The organism is uncultured Lutibacter sp., assembly GCF_937891065.1.
GTDB lineage: Bacteria > Bacteroidota > Bacteroidia > Flavobacteriales > Flavobacteriaceae > Lutibacter.
In genome coordinates, this window is sequence record NZ_CALAEQ010000004.1 from 1 (window position 1) to 21,688 (window position 21,688).

Annotated in this window: 18 protein-coding genes and 1 pseudogene; 3 read left to right on the forward strand and 16 right to left on the reverse strand. The window is 31.5% G+C overall.

Going from position 1 to position 21,688, the window contains the following annotated elements; all coding sequences use genetic code 11:
- The 13 genes and pseudogenes from Q0352_RS00320 to Q0352_RS00380 form a co-directional block, all read right to left on the reverse strand.
- Nucleotides 1-604 (reverse strand): proton-conducting transporter membrane subunit (locus Q0352_RS00320; protein ID WP_299521796.1); only part of this gene is annotated, 604 nt, incomplete at its 3' end.
- 19 nt (nucleotides 605-623) lie between these two features.
- A complete protein-coding gene (locus Q0352_RS00325; protein WP_299521799.1) occupies nucleotides 624-2,111 on the reverse strand; it encodes a NuoM family protein in 1,488 nt (495 codons plus the stop codon).
- Between the two features lie 9 nt (nucleotides 2,112-2,120).
- Nucleotides 2,121-4,049, reverse strand: coding sequence for an NADH-quinone oxidoreductase subunit L (gene nuoL, locus Q0352_RS00330; RefSeq protein WP_299521802.1), 1,929 nt, complete (start codon nucleotides 4,047-4,049; stop codon nucleotides 2,121-2,123).
- 11 nt (nucleotides 4,050-4,060) lie between these two features.
- Nucleotides 4,061-4,378 (reverse strand): NADH-quinone oxidoreductase subunit NuoK, encoded by a 318-nt coding sequence (gene nuoK / locus Q0352_RS00335; protein WP_299521805.1) that lies wholly within the window; start codon nucleotides 4,376-4,378, stop codon nucleotides 4,061-4,063.
- Nucleotides 4,375-4,899, reverse strand: a complete 525-nt coding sequence (locus Q0352_RS00340; protein WP_299521808.1) for an NADH-quinone oxidoreductase subunit J — start codon at nucleotides 4,897-4,899, stop codon at nucleotides 4,375-4,377. The genes nuoK and Q0352_RS00340 overlap by 4 nt, the downstream gene beginning before the upstream one ends.
- Nucleotides 4,900-4,903: 4 nt before the next feature.
- On the reverse strand, nucleotides 4,904-5,380 hold the full coding sequence (locus tag Q0352_RS00345; RefSeq protein WP_299521811.1) for a 4Fe-4S binding protein: 477 nt from the start codon (nucleotides 5,378-5,380) through the stop codon (nucleotides 4,904-4,906).
- A 5-nt stretch (nucleotides 5,381-5,385) separates the two neighbouring features.
- Nucleotides 5,386-6,450: an NADH-quinone oxidoreductase subunit NuoH gene (gene nuoH, locus Q0352_RS00350; RefSeq protein WP_299521814.1), complete on the reverse strand. Its 1,065-nt coding sequence runs from the start codon at nucleotides 6,448-6,450 to the stop codon at nucleotides 5,386-5,388.
- 10 nt (nucleotides 6,451-6,460) lie between these two features.
- Nucleotides 6,461-7,582, reverse strand: a complete 1,122-nt coding sequence (locus tag Q0352_RS00355; protein WP_299521817.1) for an NADH-quinone oxidoreductase subunit D — start codon at nucleotides 7,580-7,582, stop codon at nucleotides 6,461-6,463.
- Nucleotides 7,583-7,588: 6 nt separating this feature from the next.
- The gene (locus Q0352_RS00360) at nucleotides 7,589-8,050 is read right to left on the reverse strand and encodes an NADH-quinone oxidoreductase subunit C (protein WP_299521820.1); all 462 of its coding nucleotides are present in this window, start codon (nucleotides 8,048-8,050) and stop codon (nucleotides 7,589-7,591) included.
- An 11-nt stretch (nucleotides 8,051-8,061) separates the two neighbouring features.
- Nucleotides 8,062-8,558, reverse strand: a pseudogene (locus tag Q0352_RS00365) (NADH-quinone oxidoreductase subunit B).
- A gap of 90 nt (nucleotides 8,559-8,648) precedes the next feature.
- On the reverse strand, nucleotides 8,649-8,999 hold the full coding sequence (locus Q0352_RS00370; protein ID WP_299521826.1) for an NADH-quinone oxidoreductase subunit A: 351 nt from the start codon (nucleotides 8,997-8,999) through the stop codon (nucleotides 8,649-8,651).
- 90 nt (nucleotides 9,000-9,089) lie between these two features.
- A complete protein-coding gene (locus tag Q0352_RS00375; protein WP_299521829.1) occupies nucleotides 9,090-10,103 on the reverse strand; it encodes a 2-oxoacid:ferredoxin oxidoreductase subunit beta in 1,014 nt (337 codons plus the stop codon).
- 2 nt (nucleotides 10,104-10,105) lie between these two features.
- Nucleotides 10,106-11,962, reverse strand: coding sequence for a 2-oxoacid:acceptor oxidoreductase subunit alpha (locus Q0352_RS00380; RefSeq protein ID WP_299521832.1), 1,857 nt, complete (start codon nucleotides 11,960-11,962; stop codon nucleotides 10,106-10,108).
- A gap of 176 nt (nucleotides 11,963-12,138) precedes the next feature.
- Between Q0352_RS00380 and Q0352_RS00385 the strand changes: the two genes are divergently transcribed.
- Together Q0352_RS00385 and Q0352_RS00390 are read left to right on the forward strand one after the other, a co-directional pair.
- Nucleotides 12,139-12,486, forward strand: a complete 348-nt coding sequence (locus Q0352_RS00385) for a 4Fe-4S dicluster domain-containing protein (RefSeq protein WP_299521835.1) — start codon at nucleotides 12,139-12,141, stop codon at nucleotides 12,484-12,486.
- 155 nt (nucleotides 12,487-12,641) lie between these two features.
- A complete protein-coding gene (locus Q0352_RS00390) occupies nucleotides 12,642-13,877 on the forward strand; it encodes a DEAD/DEAH box helicase (RefSeq protein WP_299521838.1) in 1,236 nt (411 codons plus the stop codon).
- Between the two features lie 42 nt (nucleotides 13,878-13,919).
- Here the strand turns inward: Q0352_RS00390 and Q0352_RS00395 are convergent, their stop codons facing one another.
- On the reverse strand, nucleotides 13,920-15,986 hold the full coding sequence (locus Q0352_RS00395) for a DUF5689 domain-containing protein (RefSeq protein ID WP_299521841.1): 2,067 nt from the start codon (nucleotides 15,984-15,986) through the stop codon (nucleotides 13,920-13,922).
- Nucleotides 15,987-15,997: 11 nt separating this feature from the next.
- On the reverse strand, nucleotides 15,998-18,751 hold the full coding sequence (locus tag Q0352_RS00400) for a TonB-dependent receptor (RefSeq protein WP_299521844.1): 2,754 nt from the start codon (nucleotides 18,749-18,751) through the stop codon (nucleotides 15,998-16,000).
- 121 nt (nucleotides 18,752-18,872) lie between these two features.
- Between Q0352_RS00400 and Q0352_RS00405 the strand changes: the two genes are divergently transcribed.
- Nucleotides 18,873-19,916 (forward strand): endonuclease/exonuclease/phosphatase family protein, encoded by a 1,044-nt coding sequence (locus Q0352_RS00405; RefSeq protein WP_299521847.1) that lies wholly within the window; start codon nucleotides 18,873-18,875, stop codon nucleotides 19,914-19,916.
- Between the two features lie 54 nt (nucleotides 19,917-19,970).
- Here the strand turns inward: Q0352_RS00405 and recJ are convergent, their stop codons facing one another.
- Nucleotides 19,971-21,668, reverse strand: a complete 1,698-nt coding sequence (gene recJ, locus Q0352_RS00410; RefSeq protein ID WP_299521850.1) for a single-stranded-DNA-specific exonuclease RecJ — start codon at nucleotides 21,666-21,668, stop codon at nucleotides 19,971-19,973.
- Between the last annotated feature and the right edge of the window lie 20 nt (nucleotides 21,669-21,688).

Consider the following 21,688-nt stretch of genomic DNA (forward strand, 5'->3'; position numbering starts at 1 on the left):
TAGTTAAGTTACTTGCCGAAATAGTTCCAATAATATCGTGAAAAAATATTGAGCCAGATGTAGCGTACAATAATGATATTCCAAATAGAGAAACACCTGAAGCTAAACCTGCTGATAATATTAATTTAATACCAGATTCGCTTGAAATTCTTTTAGAAGTTTCATAAGCGGCCAATGCTGCAACTGGTAATGTTGATAATTCTAACCCAATGTAAAACATTAAAAAGTCACCTGAAGAAATCATAAAATACATTCCTAACAATGAGGAAAATAATAAGATGAAAAACTCAGTTCCTTTATCTTGTGCAACAATTTTTTCTTGAATCCAATCTGCAGATTGAAGTAGTAAAATAAATACACCAATATTTAACACATTTTTAAAGAAGTGAATTAAATTATTTGTTTGAAATGATCCACCAAAAATACTGCATTCATTTATTGCAAAAAATCCTACGGCGGTATGAATACCAAATAAAAATATAGCGAAATGTACTATGCTACTTTTTTTGTTTTTAGGTATAAATATTTCAGCTATTACCAGCAACATTATAATTGCTAATAATATAATTTCTTGTCTCATTAATAAAAAACTACTAAAATCCATTTAGCTATCTGTTTTAATTTTATAATACTCCTTTAATAAAAGGTTCTAAACTCGCCATTATCATATCGCTTAACCAAAGTGGTGCAACACCCATTGCAACAATAGGGATTAACAATAGTAAAATACCTGTTTTTTCAAACCACGTTGCTTTTGGTAAATCTTTAAATTCTTCATTTGCTAGTGGCCCCATCATAATTTTACCAACCAATCTAAGTATATAAACAGCTGTTACAACTATTGATGACACTGCTAAAATTGTTAATACTCTATGAAACATATCAGGGTTTTGAAAAGCACCTACAAAAATATTCATTTCAGCAACAAAACCACTAAAACCAGGTAAACCTAAATAAGCCAAACCCGTAATTACATAAATGGCGCCTATAAAAGGTAAAACTTTCATTAACCCACCAAGTTTGTTAATATCTCTAGTATGCGTTCTTCCGTAAATCATTCCAATTAAGGCGAAAAACATTGCTGTTAATAATCCGTGTGATAAAGATTGAATGATTGCTCCATTCCAAGCTATTTTATTTAGTGTTAATAATGCGAACAATACTAAACCTAAGTGACTAACAGATGCATATGCATTTATATATTTTAAATCCGTTTGTCTAATTGCTCCAAAAGCTCCATAAACTACACCAATTGCAGCTAAAATGATAAAGAACCAAGACCAATGAACTGCTCCTGCAGGTAATAAGAACATTGCAATTCTAAATACACCATATCCACCTAATTTCATTAAAACACCAGCGTGTAACATTGATACTGCTGTTGGCGCCGAAGCGTGACCATCAGGTGACCAAGTGTGAAAAGGAAATAAAGCTCCAAGTACTGCAAAACCAATAAAAGTTAAAGGAAAAAACAATTTTTGTGCTTCAATAGGTATATTTACTTGTGCAATTTCTAAAATATTAAAAGTTAAAGCTCCACCATCAGCATTTGAATTGAAGTAAATTCCTAAAACTCCAACCAATAAAACTGCTGAAGCCCCCATTAACATTAACGTTAATTTCATTGCAGAATATTCTTTTGGACCACTTCCCCAAATACCAATTAATAAGTACATTGGAATTACCGCTATTTCATAAAACACAAACATGGTAAATAGATCAATTGAAATAAAGAACCCATAAACTCCTGTTGCTAATATTAAAAGTGATATAAAAAATTCTTTAGGTAAATCAGGCATTTTCCAAGAAATGAAAACACCAGCTAAAACCACTATTGCAGTTAGTGTTAATAGTGCAACAGAAATACCATCTACACCGATAGCATAATGAATGTTAAATTGTTCAAACCAAACAACATCTTTAGTAAAAACCATTATACCATCATTAATTGCTCTTTCTTTAAAATAAGCAAATACTAAGTTGATAGCCATTCCAAGTTGAACCATACTTCCAACCATTGAAACTAGTCTTGCCTGTTTTAAACCTTTTGTAAAAACTAAGGCTATGATTGTGAGAACAGGTACAACGACAAAGAGTGATAAAATATCCATATTAATTTGTTAGTTTGTCCATAAATAAATAAACACCATTGCTAAAATTACCACTCCGGCTATAAAGCTAAATGCGTAATCTTGAATTTTACCAGACTGCATTCCTTTTATTTTATTAGAAATTACAACTGTTTTATTCCCAATGCCTTCCATAGTTCCATCAACATATTTTTTGTCAAACCATGCAATTGGTGCTGCTATTAGATTAAATATTATTTTTTTTGTAACAAATAAATAAACCTCATCAATATAAAATTTATCATAAGTCCATTTGTAAAATACTCCAAATGCATTTGAAAATTTTTCAGCCAAATTGTTTTCTTTTTTATAGAAAACCCAAGCTAAAGCAATTCCAATTAACCCTACGCTAACAGCAACTGCAGCTAGAGGATAATTTAAGTGCGCATCAAAACCAGCTCTATCAGCAGAAACATATTTACTGAATGGTATAAAACCTCCAAATAAACTAATTAAGGCTAATATCATTAATGGTAAAGTCATTGATATTGGAGATTCGTGTGGTGCATGTTTGTATTTAGTATCTTTCCCCCAGAAAATCCCGAAGTACAATCTAAACATATAAAAAGCAGTTAAACCAGCTACTAAAACTCCACTAAAGTAAATTAATTTATTACTTTCAAAAGCAGCTACTAAAATTTCATCTTTACTAAAAAAACCTGAAGTTAAAGGGAAACCTGCAATTGCCAATGCAGCTATTAAAAATGTAATATTGGTAATAGGCATATACTTACGTAGGCCACCCATATCTTTTAAATAGTTGCTATGAACTGCATGTATAACTGAACCTGCTCCTAAGAATAATAACGCTTTAAACATCGCGTGAGTAAATAAATGGAACATAGAAGCCATATAACCTAAACCATCGTGTCCTTCGTATTTTGAAACACCTAAAGCTAACATCATATATCCAATTTGTGACATTGTTGAAAATGCCAACACACGTTTTATATCAGTTTGTGTTAATGCAATTATAGCTGCAAATAATGATGAAAATGCACCTACATATGCCACAACATTTAACGCGTAACCATCTTCAACAAAATAAAACATTGGAAAGAGTCGTGCTACTAAATATACACCTGCAACAACCATTGTTGCTGCGTGAATTAAAGCAGAAACAGGTGTTGGACCTTCCATTGCGTCAGGCAACCAAATATGTAATGGGAACATAGCAGATTTACCTGCACCACCCATAAACATAAGTATTAATGCCCAAGTAATTACAGATAATCCCATAAATGAAGTAGAAGCCCAATTTAAAACTAATTCTCCAGTTTCATGATTTACAGCATTTAATGTTTCAAAATCAAATGTTCCTGTATAAAATCCGATGATTAAAATTCCTATTAAGAAACCTAAATCAGCAAAACGAGTTACAATAAATGCTTTTTTTGCCGCAGATACTGCTGAAGGTTTTGTATAGTAATATCCAATTAATAAAAAAGATGATACACCTACTAATTCCCAAAAAATATAAATTTGGAAAAGGTTTGTTGCTAAAACTAACCCAAACATTGAGAATGAGAATAACGATAAGAACGCAAAAAAGCGTGTAAAGCCGTCATCGCCTTTCATATAGCCTCTACTATAAATATGTACCATTAATGATACTACTGAAACAACAATAAGCATCATTATAGATATTGGGTCAATTAATACACCCATATCTATTTTTAAAGTGTCGGTAAAGTTCATCCAAGTTGTTTTTTGAACAATTGCTTGGTAAACACCATCTACCTTACCGTGTACAAAAAAGTATTGGTAAGCAGTATAAAATGATAGTAAAGCAGAGGTTGATAAACCTGCAACACCAATGACTCCAGAAACAGCTGGTTTAATTTTTTGACTAAAAATTCCTAAGAGTAAAAATACTGCTAGAGGAATTAACGGAATTAATATTGTGTAAGTTATATCCATATTTTCTACTATTAATACTTCATAATTTCAGTGTCCTTAACCTCAACAGAAGCAATTTGTCTATAAAGGTTAATTATTATAGAAATAGCCAGTGCAGTTTCAGCAGCAGCTACAGCAATAATAAAAATTGAAAAGAAAACGCCTTGCAACATATCAGGGTATAAATACTTGTTGATAACAACAAAATTTATAACGGAGGCATTTAAGATTAATTCAACCGACATTAAAATTGAAATCAGGTTTTTTCTTGTTATAAATCCGTAAACCCCAATAAAAAATAGGATAGTGGTTACGGTTAATATTTCGTATATACTAATTCCAGCGATCATACTGTATCATTTTTTTTGTTGGTTAATTTTGTTCCTTTTGCTATTACAATTGCACCAATCATTGAAGCCAATAATAATATACTTATTACTTCAAAAGGTAAAATAAATCCGCCAGCTTCATAACTTAAAAGTCCAAATCCAATATCTTCTGTAGTAGTGGTTGTATAATTTTCAACAACAATAAATTCATGAGAATAAATAGTTGTTAAAAACACACCTAGTCCAATTAAACTAGCTAAACCTACCAAAATTCTTTTAGAAACTTTCGCAAGTTCTAATTCCATTTCTATATGATGTACTAGCATTACTGAAAATATAAGTAATACAATTACACCACCCGCATATACTGTAAGCTGAATAGCTGCAAGAAAGTTATAATCTATTAAAAAATAAATACCAGATATTCCAATAAGTACAAATAATAAATAAATTACTGATCGAAGCATTTTTTTGCTTGAAACAGAAGCAATTGCAAAAACAATTATAACAAGTGCTAAAATGTAAAATATAATTTTTTCCATATCTCTAGTCTTCTATTCCTGCTTTAACTTTTGATTCAGGTTTGTTTAAAACTTTTGTTAAGTAACTTCTATCGTACACAGAATTTTCAAAATTCTGAGCCCAAACAATTGCGTCAGTAGGGCAAGCTTCAATACATAAACCACACATAGTACACATTCCTAAATGGTAAATATGTTGGTCTATCATTTTTTTCTTTTTCCCTGTTTCAGCATCTATTTGTCTGTCCCAAATAATTTCAATACTTCCGTTTGGACAAGCCAACTCACATTTTTGACAACCTGTACAACGGTGTTCGTTACTTTCATCGTGAGGCATTACTACTTCACCACGAAAACGTTCAAACATTTTTAAAGTCTCTCTATTGTCAGGGTATTGTTGTGTAATAGCTCCTTTTCTTGAGGTTAAAAAGTACTTTCCAGTAACACTCATACCAGTAAGTAACGTTTTTATCCCTTTTGCTATATCTCCAAAATAACTCATAATTTCTAAAATTGAATTGTTAAGTTAAGCCATACTATTAGTGCCATTAAAACAAGGTTTAATAAGTTTAAAGGCAGTAAATATTTCCATTCTAACGTCAATAATTGGTCAATTCTTAATCTAGGGAAAGTCCATCTAAACCACATCATTAAAAATACGATTATCAACGTTTTTCCTAAAAACCAAACAACACCAAGCAACGGAATAGATTCTGTGATGCCAAATGGAGATAACCAAGCTCCAAAAAATACAGTAGTTGCTATTGCTGCTATAATAAACATGTTTATAAATTCAGCTAAAAAGAAGTAGGCAAATTTCATTCCTGAGTATTCAGTATGAAAACCAGCTCCTAATTCTGATTCAGCTTCCACTAAATCAAAAGGTGCTCTATTCGTTTCTGCAGTTCCAGCAATCATATAAATCATAAATGCAATTACCGCAGGAATATGACCTTGAACAATTAGCCACCCATTTTTTTGAACTTCAACAATTTCTGAAAGTTGTAAAGAACCTGTAATTAATATCATTGTTAATAATGATAAACCTACTGAAAGTTCGTAACTAATAGTTTGAACACCACTACGCATTGCTCCAATTAAAGCAAATTTATTGTTGCTACTCCAACCTCCTAATAAAATTCCAATAACTCCAATGGATGATATTGCTATTAAAAACAAAATTCCAATATTTATATCAAATGCTTGAAATTCTTGTGTGAAAGGAAAAACAGCCAAAGCCATTAATGCAGAAACAATAACAAAGTAAGGTGCTAAATTGTATAAAAATTTATCAGCTTTTACGGTTCCCGTTAATTCTTTTGAAACTAATTTTAAGGCATCTGCCATTGTTTGTAACAATCCCCACCATCCAACTCTGTTTGGTCCAATACGTAATTGAAACCAAGCTGCTACTTTTCTTTCTAATAGAACTAGGTACAAACCAGCTACGGCAAAAATCGCTAAATATACTACAGCAATTAATACCATTTCTGTTATACTAGCTACACCTTCTGGCATAATGCTAAAAAGCCAATTGTGAATGTTTTTTGTAATACTTAATGTTATATTCATTGTATTATTTTTATCTGTCAATATCTGGTACTACAATATCTAAAGTTGCCATAGACGCAACCAAATCTCCAATTTTACCACCAACTGCTATATGATTTAGCAAGGATAAATTTGAAAAACCTGGAGAACGGAATTTTAATCTGTACGGATTTTTTGTACCAGTACTTATAACATACACTCCTAATTCACCACGTGCGGTTTCTACTTTTTGATAAAACTCTCCTTTTGGTAATTTAATAACTGCATTTGTAGCTACTTGAACGTCTCCTTCAGGAATGTTATCAATCAATTGTTCAATAATAGACATTGATTCCCACATTTCTTGAATTCGAACCTCGTAACGCGCTAAACTATCTCCTTCAGTTCTTAAAACTTCTTTAAATGTTACTTTATCTAAAGCACTATACGGATGATGTTTTCTAACATCACAAGAGTAACCTGATCCACGACCAACTGGGCCAGAGGCACCAAATGAAATTGCATCTTCTTTTGTTAAAATACCAACACCTTTCATTCTTTTTTGAAAAATCACATTCCCCGTTAAAAGTCTGTCGTATTCTGGTAATTTTGTTTTGAAATGAGCAATAAACTCTTTTGTTCTTTTCACAAAATTAGGATGAATATCAAACATTAAACCACCTGGAATGTTATAGTTCATTGTTAAACGAGCACCACAAGTTTCTTCAAAAATATCGTTGATTAATTCACGATCTCTAAATCCGTAGAAGTAAGTTGTTAATGCACCAACATCCATTCCCATAACTCCCCACCAAAGTGTATGTGAAGCAATTCTGGTTAACTCACCAATAATGGTTCTAATTACTTTAACTCTTTCAGGAATTTCTAATTGAAGTGCATTTTCTACAGTTAAACAAACAGCTTCATTATTTATGTGCGAGGATAAATAATCCATTCTATCAGTTAAATGAACTATTTGCTGATAACTGTCTCGTTCACACATTTTTTCGATAGAACGATGAATATATCCTAAATCTGGTTCAACTTTTTTAATTATCTCACCGTCAATTGTTAATAGCAAACGTAAAACACCATGCGTTGCAGGGTGTTGAGGTCCCATATTAATGAAATAATCTTCAGATTTTAAATTACTTGTTGCAATATTTGTATCCATAATTACTTATTTGATAACCATATTAATTTCATCTACATAATCTTTTCTTAATGGAAATCCATCCCAATCTTCAGTTAAAAAGAGTCTTTTTAAATTTGGATGATTGTTGAATATTATTCCGAAGAAATCAAACACTTCACATTCATGAAAATCTGCTGTTAACCAAAGGTTTGAAACGGTATCAAGAGTTGGGTTTTCCCTATCTTCAGTTTGTACTTTTACAACAACAATATGCCTATGAGTAGTAGATTCTAAATGGTATACAACACCTAATTCTTTACCCCAATCTACACCACTTAAGCAAAACAAGTAATCAAAACTAGTTTCACTATTGGTTTTTAATTGAGACATTAATTGGTGTAATTGTTCAGGTTGAACAGTTATATTTAAGAACTGAGAGCCTTCTTCCGTAAATTCTAATTCGGGAATCCAACTGCTTATTAAATTTTGTAATGCTTCGTTAGTCATAACTTTCAGTTTTATAGTCCTTCATCAAATCCATCAATTGGATTTTCTTTATGCTTCATATTTTCTGTACGAATTTTATCTTGAAGCATTAGCATACCTTCTAATAAAGCTTCAGGGCGAGGCGGACAACCTGGAACGTAAACGTCAACAGGAATTACGTGATCTGCACCTTTTACTACTGAATATGAATTGTAGAAGAACGGACCTCCAGATATTGCACAAGCACCCATTGCTATTACATATTTTGGTTCTGCCATTTGGTCGTATAAACGACGTAAAACTGGCGCCATTTTATTGACAATTGTTCCGGCAATAATAATTAAATCTGCCTGTCTAGGGGAAGGTCTTGCAACCTCAAATCCAAATCTTGAATAATCGTGTCGAGCAGCTCCTGTTTGCATCATTTCAATTGCGCAGCAACTAGTACCAAAATAAAGAGACCAAAGTGAATTTGATCTCCCCCAGTTAATCACTTTATCTAATGATGTAACAATAACATTTGCTCCATTTCCTGCAGGAATTACTTTCCCGGGGAAATCTGCTGGTACCTCAGGAATTGATTCCGTTGGTTCCATTTGACTTGTATAACGTTTTTTATCTAATCCCATTTTAATGCTCCTTTTTTCCAAGCGTATGCTAAGCCTACACCCAATATTGAAAGAAATATGATAACTTCAACAAAAGCAACTGTTCCTACTTCTTTAAAAACTACTGCCCAAGGAATTAGAAATGCTACTTCAATATCAAAAATTAAGAATAATATTGCAAACAAATAATATCCAACTTTAAATTGAACCCAAGTTGGGCCAATAGTTGTCATACCACTTTCATACGGCTCTCGCTTTTGTGGATTGTCTGATTTATGTGAAATTAAATTTGATAAAAAGTTTGCACCTGCAACTAAAATAACTCCGGCAAGTAGAAATACAATAATGGCTTCTGATCCCATTCTTAATACACTTTTTTTTATTAGATGGTAAAATTAAATGAATTCTATTAACTGTTAGCTGATATAAGTCAGCTAAAAATGTCACATTTATTACTTAACTTCATATGTTTCTCCTGCGAAAAATAAATCGTCAGTTTTTTTGAATTTTGAATTTGCTTTTACTTGTTTGGTTAAAGCGTCTTCACGTTCTTCAAGAGTAACATCATCAAAACTTCTAATAATTCCTGTTGCTACTGGATACTCTAATCTAACCAACATTTGGTGCATAGTTGGGTCTTTTTCTTTAGCATCGTGCACTAAAAGATCTTCTTGTGTAATGCCATTTTCTCCAATAGTTACAACTTCTAATTTTAAACCGTTAAGTACTAAACCTTTATCACGTTCTTTACCAAAAATCATTGGTTTCCCATGTTCTAAGAAAATTTGTTTATCTTCTTTTACATCTTTATTGGTGATGCTACTAAAACATCCATCATTAAAAATTACACAGTTTTGTAAAACCTCAACCAATGATGTTCCTTTAAATTTATGAGCATCAATTAAAATTTGTGTAATATCCTTTGGTACATTCCCTCCTATTCTACCAAAAAAACGTGCTCCAGCTCCTAATGCTAATTCTCCAGGAGTAAAAGGAGGCTGTGTGTTTCCATAAGGTGAAGATTTTGTTTTTTGCCCCACTAATGAAGTTGGAGAAAACTGACCTTTTGTTAAGCCATAAATTTCATTGTTAAATAAAATAATATTTAAATCTATATTTCTACGTAACACATGAATAAAGTGATTACCACCAATAGCCATTGCATCTCCATCACCAGTAGCAATCCAAACACTTAAGTTAGGGTTGGCTAACTTAACTCCAGATGCAATTCCTGGTGCTCTACCATGAATAGTATGCATTCCATAAGTATTCATATAATAAGGAAAACGAGATGAACACCCAATTCCTGAAACAAATACAACGTCTTCTCTTTTAACACCCATTTCTGGAAGTGCTTTTTGCATGGAACGTAAGATAACATAGTCATCACAACCAGGACACCATCTTACTTCTTGATCGCTTGTAAAATCTTTAAATGTATATTTTTGCTCTGTAATTGCTTCCATAATTAGTCTACTAATTTTTTAAATTCTGCTATTAGTTCATTGTTTCCGAAAGGTAATCCTTGGATTTTATTTTTTTGATAAAACTTAAATCCTTCAAAATTAATTCTCAAAATTTTAGCAAATTGACCATCATTCAATTCACAAACAATAATTTTTTTGAATCTTTTTAATAATTCTTCCGTGTTTTTCGGAAGGGGATTGATATAATTGAAATGTGCAAAACCAATTTTCGTATAACCTTCTCCATTTATTTGCTTAACCGCTGAATGCAAAGAACCATAAGTTCCTCCCCAACCAATTACTAATAAATCTCCTGAGTCAGCAAATTCTGTTTTAATCTCTGGAATATAATTTTTTACTCTTTCAATTTTTTCTGCTCTTGTCCTAGTCATTATTTCATGATTTTCAGGAGCTTGTGAAACATTACCGGTAAGGCTATCTTTTTCTAATCCCCCTACTCTATGTTCTAAACCAGCTGTTCCAGGAATTGCCCAATCGCGAGCTAATGTTTTTTCATCTCTATTATAAGGATGCCAGTTTTCAATAACTTCTTTCGTTTTTCTATGTTTAATTTCAGGTAAATCATCAACACTTTGTATTTTCCAAGGAGCCGATCCATTTGCAATATAACCATCCGTTAATAAAATTACAGGAGTCATATGCTCTAATGCCAATTTAGAAGCTTCAAACGCAAATCTAAAACAGTCTGCAGGTGTACTTGCTGCAATTACAATTACAGGGCTTTCACCATTTCTACCATACATTGCTTGTAACAAATCTGATTGTTCAGTTTTTGTTGGTAAACCTGTTGAAGGGCCTCCACGTTGAACATTTACAACAACCAAAGGTAATTCCATAATCATTGCTAAACCTAAAGCTTCACCTTTTAAAGCTAACCCTGGGCCTGAAGTTGTAGTAATAGCTAAATCACCTGCAAATGAAGCGCCTATAGCAGAAGCAATTCCTGCAATTTCATCTTCAGCTTGAAAAGCTTTTACTCCAAAATGTTTGTGTTTTACTAATTCATGTAAAATATCAGTTGCTGGAGTTATTGGGTATGAACCTAAAAATAATTCCAATCCTGATTTTTCAGCTGCTGCTAAAAATCCCCAAGCCGTAGCTGTGTTACCCATAATAACTCTATAGATCCCTGGGTTCATTTTTGCGGGAGAAATGGTATATGCATTAGGTATTAACTCTAATGTTTCTGCGAAATAATAACCAGCATTTAAAACTTTCGTATTCGCTTCAATTAAATTTGGTTTCGATTTGAATTTTTTATTAAAAAAATCTATAGTATATTGTCTATCTCTTCCATACATCCAATAAACCATCCCAAGGGCAAACATATTTTTACTTCGAGTGATAGATTTATTATCTAAACCTTCAACTTCTTTTAACGCTTCTTTTGTTAAGGAAGTCATATCAACTTGAATCACTCTATAATTTTCAAGACTATTATCTTCAAGTGGGTTTGTGGTGTATTGGGCTTTTTCTAAATTCTTTTTAGAGAAAGCATCGGTGTCAACAATAATTGTATGACCAGGTTTTAAGGCATATAAATTTGTTTTTAAACCAGCAGGATTCATTGCTACTAACAAGTCTAAATTATCACCAGGAGTGCTAATTTCAACACTACCAATATGAACTTGAAATCCTGAAACCCCATATAAACTACCTTGAGGAGCTCTAATTTCAGAAGGGTAGTTAGGAAATGTAGCTATATCATTACCAAACATTGCAGAAGTATCTGTAAATTGCGTGCCTGTTAATTGCATCCCATCACCTGAATCTCCTACAAATCTTATAACAACGGCTTCAATTACTTCTGGTTGGAGTGTTTCTTTAGTTGTAATCATAATATATGATAATTAAAAAAATTTATTTAAATTTATACAAATAATTCTACACAAAATTATTTAGCGTCAAATTTATATTTACTTTTTAGAATACTAAATGACTTTTGTCACATAAAATTGTTTAAATTTATTTAATTTTGTTCAATATTTAAAATCATTTATTAAAATTAATAATTATGGCTATTATAATAACAGACGAATGCATTAATTGTGATGCATGTATTTCAGAATGTCCAAACAATGCTATATACGAACCAGATTCAGAATGGGCGTACGCAGATGGAACTTCATTAAGCGGTACTGTAACTACACCTAGTGGTGAAGAAGTTGATGCTGATGAAATGCACGAAGCAAAATCTGATGAATTTTATTTCATTGTAACTGATAAATGTACAGAGTGTAAAGGTTTCCACGATGAGCCTCAATGTGCTTCTGTGTGTCCAGTTGATTGTTGTATTCTTGATGAAGACAATAAAGAAACTGAAGATCAATTAACAGCTAAAAAAGCTTGGTTACACGTTTAGTAATTTTCTGATAATTCAACATAAAAAAAGCATCTCAATTGAGATGCTTTTTTTATGTTGAATTAAAAAAAACGAAAAAAGCAGAAAATTGATTTTAAAAATTATTCAATCCTTTTTCCCGTATCTTTGCCAAAATCTTGTTTTAATCAACATCCATGCAATTTAAAGACTTACAATTAAATAAACCTATTTTAAGAGCAATCTCAGAAAAGAACTATGAGATAGCCACACCTGTTCAAGAACAAACTATTCCTTTCGTTTTAGCTAAAAAAGATGTGATTGCTTCTGCTCAAACTGGAACTGGAAAAACCGCTGCTTTTGCATTACCTATTTTACAATTATTGTTTGATAAACAAGATGCTGGTAAAAAAGCAAAAAAAATAAGAGCTTTGGTAGTAAGTCCAACTCGTGAATTAGCAATTCAAATTGAAGAAAGTTTTAAAGCATATGGAAAATACACTAAATTAAAAACTACTGTTTTATTTGGAGGTGCTTCCATAGAACCACAAAAAGATGTCTTAAAAAAAGGAGTGGATATTTTAATTGCAACACCTGGTAGATTGTTAGATTTACACAAACAAGAATGTGTGAATTTGAGCTTTATTGAAACATTGGTTTTAGATGAAGCCGATTTAATGTTGGATATGGGATTTATTGATGACATTAAGAAAATAGAGCGGTTATGCCCAAAAACCAAGCAAACATTATTATTTTCAGCAACAATGCCTGCAAAAGTAGTAGCATTAGCAAATACACTATTAAATAATCCTGAAACTATTGATGTAACTCCAGAATCTTCTACTGCTGAAACTGTAAATCAAGCTTTGTATTATGTTCCAAAAACTAAAAAAATGGAATTGTGCTTACACTTGTTAAGAAATACAATTAAGGGAGATATTCTTATTTTTAGACGTACTAAATTTGGCGTTGATAAGTTGGAAAAAATGCTTCGTAAAAATGGATATAAAGTAGATAGTATTCATGGCGATAAATTACAAAAAGACAGAGAAGAAGCCCTCAATAAATTTAAAGATAAACAAATTAATATTTTAATTGCTACTGATGTAGCTTCACGAGGAATTGACATTAGCAATTTAGATGCTGTTATTAATTTTGACATTCCTAATATTCCTGAAACTTATATTCACCGAATTGGCAGAACTGGTAGAGCTGGTTTAACTGGGAACTCCTATTCTTTTTGTGCTGCAGATGAAAAAATATATATTGATTCCATCCAAAAATTAATAGATACAAAGATTCCTGTTGAAAAAGAGCATCCTTATCCATTAGATCCAAATGCCAAACCGGAAGTGTATTTTAATAAGGAAGCTGGCCCTAAGAAAAATAGAAAATCTGCAGGTTCTAAAAAAAATAAAAAACGTTGGTATTAAGATTTTACTTAATACCAACAACTTTAGTTATAATTTTAATATTTATCGTATTCTCGGATTAAAATCATTTGGAGCATTTTGTGGTGAATTCGGATTTGTAATTAAGCTATTTGAAGCATCTGAATAAATTGTCCATTCGTTAACGGTAAATATTGTATTTGGTTCTAAAACAGTTAAATTTCTAACTGCTCTTCCATCTAAATATTCCCAATTGGTACCATTTCCATCTTCACCAATAACACCAAAAATATCTATAACTGCTCCCGTGTTGTCAACCAATTCATAAACATCATCTCCATTTCCTGAAATGTATGTTGATTCTATCGTTGGAGTATCATTAAAAATAGCAGCATATCCAGTATTTGCAATAATTACAAAACCTCCTATTGGAATTATAATTCCATTTAATTCTATTGGTGAACTTGAAACTGTGGTAGCTCCATTTACATATTTATTCAATTTCCAACCTGTTAAATTTATTTCTGTGTCACCTGCATTATACAATTCTACAAAACGTGCAGATACTTCATTTTTTGGATCAGCCACTTCAGTTATCATAAGTTTAGGAATAATTATTGGGCAGACTTCAAAGGGCTCTATAAATTGAACATCCTCAAGAGTTCTAATCTCTAAATAATCACTTAAAACTCCCGTTATTTTACCGTGCCCTTCTGGAAATAATTCGTTCACAAAAGTTGCATCACCACTAGTAAATACTGACACTTTTGTAGATTCTCCACAAGTTTCAAGTGTTCTTGTTCCATCATCATCACCCGTAAAAAAAGCAAATGCCTTTCCTAATTCGTTTTTAACTAATTGCACATTTAAAACACTTACCAATGTGTTTTCATAATTTGAATTTAGAACTTCTGAAATTAAAACCGCTGTTGGAATAATTTCAAAATTTTCACCACTATTATAAATAAAACGTCCTATTTCTGAAGCATCAATTTTTGTGGTTTTATTGCCATTTGGAAACCCAACAGTTAAAATTCCATCATTTTCTGTCATATATAGTTGATCCAGTTTTACAAAAACTTTATCTCCTACATTATAATCTTCAAAAATTGCATCATTTTCAATCAAAATCTGGATTCCTGCAGTTGGGTTTTCAATGGCATCTTGAATGACTAATTTTTCTTTAAAATTCCCATCTTCATCACTTGAAACAACATATCCTTCTACAATGTAATTATTGCCAACTCCAAATTCAACCATAGTTCCTTCATACAAATTTCTAACATCTGAAAGTGTAATAGTTGGTGTTAATGCACTGGAATAACCACAACGTCCTTCAGTGAATTTTACATCATCTGTATCTCGCAAATACAACTGAAAATCATCATAAAAATTTCCAAAAACAGCTACAACACTTCCTTTTCCTTCTGGCAGTAATTGATTTTTAAATTTTGAAAACCCGCTATTTCTAATAATAACTTCATCAACCAAATTACAACTGTTATTAAAGTTTTCTAACACTCGATTTACCGTTGTTGTATTATCAATATTTGCATATGACAAGCCTAAATCAGTTGTTTTAAATTGTACATTTTCAATTTCAATTAACATTTCTAACATCGTTTCATTCAACTCTGAAATGGTTACTTTTTTAGGAATAATTTCAGCAACTTCACACGAACGAAACAGATGGTTTTTAACTTCAAAAGCTGAAATACGAGCCAATTCTCCACCAACAGCTTGCCCAATTTGTACACTTCCAAAACTATAACCAACCGCCAAACCTTTCAGCTTTATATAAATTTTCCGCCCAACATCATATTTTGTGTACATATTGGTTTCATCAATAGAAATTTTAATTGCTGAAGTTGGGTTTTCAGGTTTATCTTGTATGGAAAGTGTTTTATAAATATTACCCGATTTATCGCTTGAAACCACATAACCTTCAATAATTACATCGGTATCAATAACTGTTGCGCCACCAAAAGTGTACATATCTTTTACTTGTTGAATGGTGCTGGTTGCAGTAATTTCCGGTTCAACACAATCAACTGTTGGAGTTGAAAAATCTTGGTCTTTTACACAGCCCAAAAAGGTGTTAACCAATAGAAATAATCCTATTGTTTTTTTAATAATTTTATTGTTTTTCATAGCGTTTTTTTTTAAAATCTTACATATAAATTTAAATAGAATGAAGTATTGTTTCCGTACCAATATTTTGGTCCGAAAATGGGTTTATTTAATTGTTTGTCTTGCTTTAATTCAGGATAATTTGCATTTCTGGATTGTTCAAAACCACCTGTTTTAAAAAGTTCTCCCAACACATTATTAATCCCCAGAAAAAAACCAGCATAATTATGATTTATTAACCACGATTTTCCACCTACAAGATTGACTAGAAAAGCATCATCAAATTTTTCTTGTGCTAACAATGAATTTACTTGCTCTTGAGTGACTTCAACTCCGGTTTCATCATCTACAAATGGCACACCATCCGAATCTGTATAAAAATTATCAGTTCGTAATAATGGGGAAATGTCTAAATAATTATTTGATAAAAAATTAGTGCTTGCCTGAAACCACCAAAAATTTGGATCGCGATATTCAAAACCTAAAGAATAAGCTCTTTGTGGAGTTCCTGAAATGCGATAATCTTTTAAATAGGCAGTTCCGAAATTGCTATCTTCATCTGTAAAACTTTCAGATTGTAGATACAATTGCGGATTATTATCATACGTAAATTGCCCAAAACCTCCTGCTCCTAATAATTTAATAGATGAAGTAACTTGGTATTCAAAACTTAGTTCTGCGCCAATATTCTTTTTATCAACGCCCGTTATAATTTCATTTACAAAATCGGCTTGATCACCTAATAATCCTTCCGCAAAAAAGAACGAAGTTTCAATAGCATCGTTAAATTTGGTGTAATAAGCAGTAATTCTTGATTGAAATTTTGAAGACCTAAAAATATAACTTATATCACCCGTCATTATTTTTTCGCTTGTTAAATCTGGTGTTATATTATTGTTTACTCTTGAATTTGAAAAAGCAGTTCTAATTGTTGGAGCATTTGAAATAAAAGCACCATTCATAGTTACTAAATGTCTACCCGTAAACTTATAGGTGAAACCACTTTTTACACTAAAATCTGAAAATGATAATTTTTCACTTTTCCCAAAAGAATTAGTTGAATAGGTGCCGTTTTGATACAAACCATCTCGTTGATAATTGGTAGCTTTAAAATTTAATCCAACAAAGTAATCCAACTTTCTTTTGGTGAATTGCAATTGAGCAAAAGCGCTTGCAACAGAAGATTTGATGTTATAATTATATTGAAATTTATCATTTATCCCTACCACTCTATTTGGATTATTTAAATCATTTTGTTGTTCATTTCCTTCAGCATATTGATCTAAATCTACAAAGCCATTTCCACCTAATAAATCTAACATATTCCCATAATTTTCTGAAGTTAAATTTCGAAAAGAAACACCAGCATTTAAATTTATATTTTTGCTTAGAGTTGAGTTATAAATTGAATTGAAAGTAATTTGGGTATCGTCGACTCTGTCTTCATATAAATAATATAAGGAATTCCCATTATTGGCATTCACCTCATACAATTCACTCCAATTTAATTGTCCATTTTCTAAAAACTCCTGTTCCGCTAAATATGCATTAGCATAATCCAAATTATCATCAAAACGTAGATAACTACTTGGTAAATATTTCCAATAGGTTGGATCTGGATTTGGAGCATTAAAATACCCTAAACGACTATTCCCAATATGTCCAAACTGATAAGCTACTGTTGTTTTTAATGAAGTATTTTCTTTTGTGTAAAAATGACTCAACATTACAACTGGCTCTAGAATTTCTTTCATTCTCGAATTTCGTTTCTCACCTTCTTGTTCTCCCCAATAAGAGTTGTATTTATATCCTTTTAAATCGTACACTTCTTGTGTATTTGGAGATGATTTTCCTCTTCTATTTGGTGCAACAAATGCCGTTAAATTTAAACTATGATTGTTATTTAATTTCTTTTCCACTGCTAAAAAACCTGCCCAAGCATTGTAAGAAGTTCCTTCTAAGTAACCTTCATTAGCTATTCTTCGTGAACCTGAAATAACAAAAGCCCAATTATTTTTATTCAATCCCGTGGCATAGGTTGCCATTACCCTCCCTGTATAACTTTTATTGGTTGCAGACAATGACACTTTTGAAACTTTCTGATAATCTGAAGCTCTTGTGCTAAAATTAGTTGTCCCTAAAATTCCACCAAAAGTAATTTCTGAAGGTGCTAAACCGTTTGTAAAATCCTGATTCCTAAATGCGTCGTTCAAACCTCCCCAATCACTCCACTGTGGCCGTCCATCATACAATTTATTCATTTCAATCCCATTTATTGAAATGGTTCCGTAACTTGAATCATACCCACGAACTTTAAACCAAGCCTGACCAAAATTAAAAGCTGCAGCCTTTAAATATGTATCTTTTGAAGATTGGAACAACCCTGCAATATAATCAGAACTTCTGTCTCCATCATCTAGCAAATCATCATCAGATAAGGATATAATACTTGTTTCTTGCAGTTCAGATATGGAAGGATACAAAAAAACAGTACCTAAATCATAGGTTTTATTTTCAATGCACGTTATTGGAATTTTTTGTGAACTAAATCCTTCAAAAGTGATTTGAACAATTTGACTACCAATGGGGATTTTTTCAATATTAAATTCCCCATTAAGATTCGTTTCTCCAAAAATGGAAGTGTTTTTAATTTTAATTATAGCCCCTTTTAAATTCTTTTCTGAAGTAGCGTCAACTACTTTTCCTTTAAGTGAAGTTACTGTTTGTGAAGAAGCATTTATTGCACAGCATAGCCATACAACTGCTGTTAAAACAATTATTTTCATAGATTTTTTTTTAAAAGTACTGTTTTTTATAATAATTGTAGTAATCTAGAAACGATTTTGTTATTTAATATATATAATGGCTCAAATATTGTTAGTAAATTAGCAACTCTTAAAACTTATTATGAAACGTTATACTCTATTTTTTTTATTCCTATTTATAGCTTCAAATCTACTTTTTAGTCAAAAAAACTATCAAATTAAAACCATCGCATTTTACAATCTTGAAAACTTGTATGATACTATAAATGATCCCACAAAAAACGATGAAGCAAGCCCAATGATGGAAATTAAAGAAAATAGGACTGCCATTTATAAAGAAAAATTAAACAATATGGCAAAAGTGCTTTCAGAAATTGGCACTAAAGAAGCTAAAAACAGTCCCATAATTATAGGAGTTGCTGAAATTGAAAATAGAAAAGTTTTAGAAGACTTACTACAAACTAACTATTTAAAAGATAAACAATATGGTATTATTCATTATGATTCTCCAGATTTAAGAGGAATTGATGTTGCTTTATTATACCAAGAAAATCATTTTAAGCCAACTCATCACGAAGTTTTTGAGTTAAAGTTATGGGGTGAAAATGGCATGAGAATTTATACCCGAGATCAATTATTAGTTTCGGGATATATAGATGATGAATTGATTCATGTGATTGTAAATCACTGGCCTTCAAGAAGAGGTGGTGAAGAAAAAAGCAGGTCATTTAGAGAAAAAGCAGCGTATTTAAACACTCAAATTATTGAACAAATAAAATTGACCGATCCAAACCCAAAAATTATTATTATGGGTGATTTAAATGATGATCCAACAAATTCTAGTTTAAAAACTGTTTTAAAAACAAAAGCTATAAAAGCGAACGTAAAAGAAGGCGATATTTACAATCCAATGGAAGATATGTTTAGACGCGGGCAAAACACATTGGTATATAGAGATAATATAAATTTGTTTGATCAAATTATGTTTACTTCTCCATTGTTAACTACAACAAAAGATTATTCTACCTATAAAATGTACAAGACAAATGTTTTTAATCCTCAGTATTTAACCACACAAACTGGAAAATATAAAGGGTATCCATATAGAAGTTTTTCTGGAAGTAATTTTATTGGTGGTTACAGTGATCATTATCCTGTGTATATGTATTTGATAAAAGAAAATTAGATTATAATTAGCCTTACAAAATCTACACTTCGACAAGTTCAGTGTGACATTCCTTTATTCTTCTTCTATATCTTTTAATAAAAGTTGTAAAGAAGTGTATCCATTCCAATGGTTTTCATCAATATTAAAAACAGCTTTAAATGAATTTCCGTTTGCTGTAATTTGATGTTTTTCTCCCATACTAAAGCCTATAGCATTGTATGTTTTTTGGTCTGAACCTTGAAAAATATTTAATTTTAAATGTGTTTCGTCAGCTCCCACTTTTTTACCATAACCATTATCGCGTAAGCCACCAGACATAAATATTGGTTTCATATTTTGAGGTCCAAAAGGTTCTAATTGTTTTAATATTCTGAAAAATTTTGGTGTTACTTCATCTAAATTGATTTCTGAATCTATTGAAATTTCTGGAGTTCTGAGTTCTTCAGGCAATGTATTTTTTACAACTTCTTCAAACTTTGCTTTAAAGTTTTCATAATTTGAAGGTTCTAGCGTTAAACCAGCAGCATATTTATGTCCACCAAATTGCTCAATAAACTCTGAACATTGTTCTAATGCATTATACACATCAAACCCTTTTACTGAACGTGCCGAAGCGGCTAACTTATCACCGCTTTTTGTAAAAACTAATGTTGGACGATAGTAGGTTTCTATCAGCCTAGAAGCCACAATACCAATAACACCTTTATGCCAATTTTCAGCATAAACAACCGTTGAAAAAGTTTGCTCTTCACTATTGTCTGTAATTTGTTGTAAAGCTTCATTTGTAATTGTTTTATCTAATTCTTTTCTGTCTGTATTATTCTTTTCAATTTCTGACGCAAATTTTACAGCGGTATCAAAATCCATTTCAGTTAATAGTTCAACAGCATAATTTCCATGTTTAATTCTTCCTGCAGCATTAATTCTTGGAGCAATTATAAAAACAACATCTGTAATAGTAAATTCCTCTTTTTTAACTTGCTGAATCATGGCTTTAATACCTGTTCTTGGATTTTGATTGATTACTTGCAATCCGAAATACGCTAAAATCCTGTTTTCACCAGTTATTGGAACAATATCAGCGGCAATTGCAGTGGCTACCAAATCTAAATATTCAACTAAATCATCAATAGTTTTACCTTGGTTACTTGCCAATGCTTGCACTAATTTAAACCCTACTCCACAACCACATAATTCTTTATATGGATATTCACAATCTTCTTGTTTTGGGTCTAAAACAGCAACAGCATTTGGAATTTTATCTCCAGGTCGGTGATGATCACAAATAATAAAATCGATGCCTTTTTCTTTGGCGTAATTTACTTGGTCAATGGCTTTAATTCCACAGTCTAAAGCAATAATTAGTGTAATTCCATTGTCTTCAGCATAATCTATCCCTTGAAAAGAAATACCGTAACCTTCAGCATATCTATCAGGAATATAAGTGGCAACATTTGGGTGAATTGTTTTTAAGTAAGATGAAACTAATGAAACCGAAGTAGTTCCGTCAACATCATAATCACCATAAATTAATATATTTTCACCTTCTGAAATTGCTTTTTCAATTCTGGAAACAGCACAATCCATATCTTTCATTAGATATGGATTGTGTAAATTATTTAAGTTTGGGCGAAAAAAATCTTTGGCTTGTTCAAAAGTTTCAATTCCACGATTCACTAACAATTTAGCAATGGTGTTTTCAACTCCTAATTCTTGTGCCAATTTTGAAGTTATTTGAGGATTTATTTCGGATTTTAATGTCCAGCGCATAGCATTGCTTTTTCCTCAAA

Bases quoted from the DNA above. Each gene is read 5' to 3' on its own strand.
- Q0352_RS00325 (WP_299521799.1), bottom strand. From the start codon at position 2,111: ATGGATATTTTATCACTCTTTGTCGTTGTACCTGTTCTCACAATCATA.
- nuoL (WP_299521802.1), bottom strand. From the start codon at position 4,049: ATGGATATAACTTACACAATATTAATTCCGTTAATTCCTCTAGCAGTA.
- nuoK (WP_299521805.1), bottom strand. From the start codon at position 4,378: ATGATCGCTGGAATTAGTATATACGAAATATTAACCGTAACCACTATC.
- Q0352_RS00340 (WP_299521808.1), bottom strand. From the start codon at position 4,899: ATGGAAAAAATTATATTTTACATTTTAGCACTTGTTATAATTGTTTTT.
- Q0352_RS00345 (WP_299521811.1), bottom strand. From the start codon at position 5,380: ATGAGTTATTTTGGAGATATAGCAAAAGGGATAAAAACGTTACTTACT.
- nuoH (WP_299521814.1), bottom strand. From the start codon at position 6,450: ATGAATATAACATTAAGTATTACAAAAAACATTCACAATTGGCTTTTT.
- Q0352_RS00355 (WP_299521817.1), bottom strand. From the start codon at position 7,582: ATGGATACAAATATTGCAACAAGTAATTTAAAATCTGAAGATTATTTC.
- Q0352_RS00360 (WP_299521820.1), bottom strand. From the start codon at position 8,050: ATGACTAACGAAGCATTACAAAATTTAATAAGCAGTTGGATTCCCGAA.
- Q0352_RS00370 (WP_299521826.1), bottom strand. From the start codon at position 8,999: ATGGGATCAGAAGCCATTATTGTATTTCTACTTGCCGGAGTTATTTTA.
- Q0352_RS00375 (WP_299521829.1), bottom strand. From the start codon at position 10,103: ATGGAAGCAATTACAGAGCAAAAATATACATTTAAAGATTTTACAAGC.
- Q0352_RS00380 (WP_299521832.1), bottom strand. From the start codon at position 11,962: ATGATTACAACTAAAGAAACACTCCAACCAGAAGTAATTGAAGCCGTT.
- Q0352_RS00385 (WP_299521835.1), top strand. From the start codon at position 12,139: ATGGCTATTATAATAACAGACGAATGCATTAATTGTGATGCATGTATT.
- Q0352_RS00390 (WP_299521838.1), top strand. From the start codon at position 12,642: ATGCAATTTAAAGACTTACAATTAAATAAACCTATTTTAAGAGCAATC.
- Q0352_RS00395 (WP_299521841.1), bottom strand. From the start codon at position 15,986: ATGAAAAACAATAAAATTATTAAAAAAACAATAGGATTATTTCTATTG.
- Q0352_RS00400 (WP_299521844.1), bottom strand. From the start codon at position 18,751: ATGAAAATAATTGTTTTAACAGCAGTTGTATGGCTATGCTGTGCAATA.
- Q0352_RS00405 (WP_299521847.1), top strand. From the start codon at position 18,873: ATGAAACGTTATACTCTATTTTTTTTATTCCTATTTATAGCTTCAAAT.
- recJ (WP_299521850.1), bottom strand. From the start codon at position 21,668: ATGCGCTGGACATTAAAATCCGAAATAAATCCTCAAATAACTTCAAAA.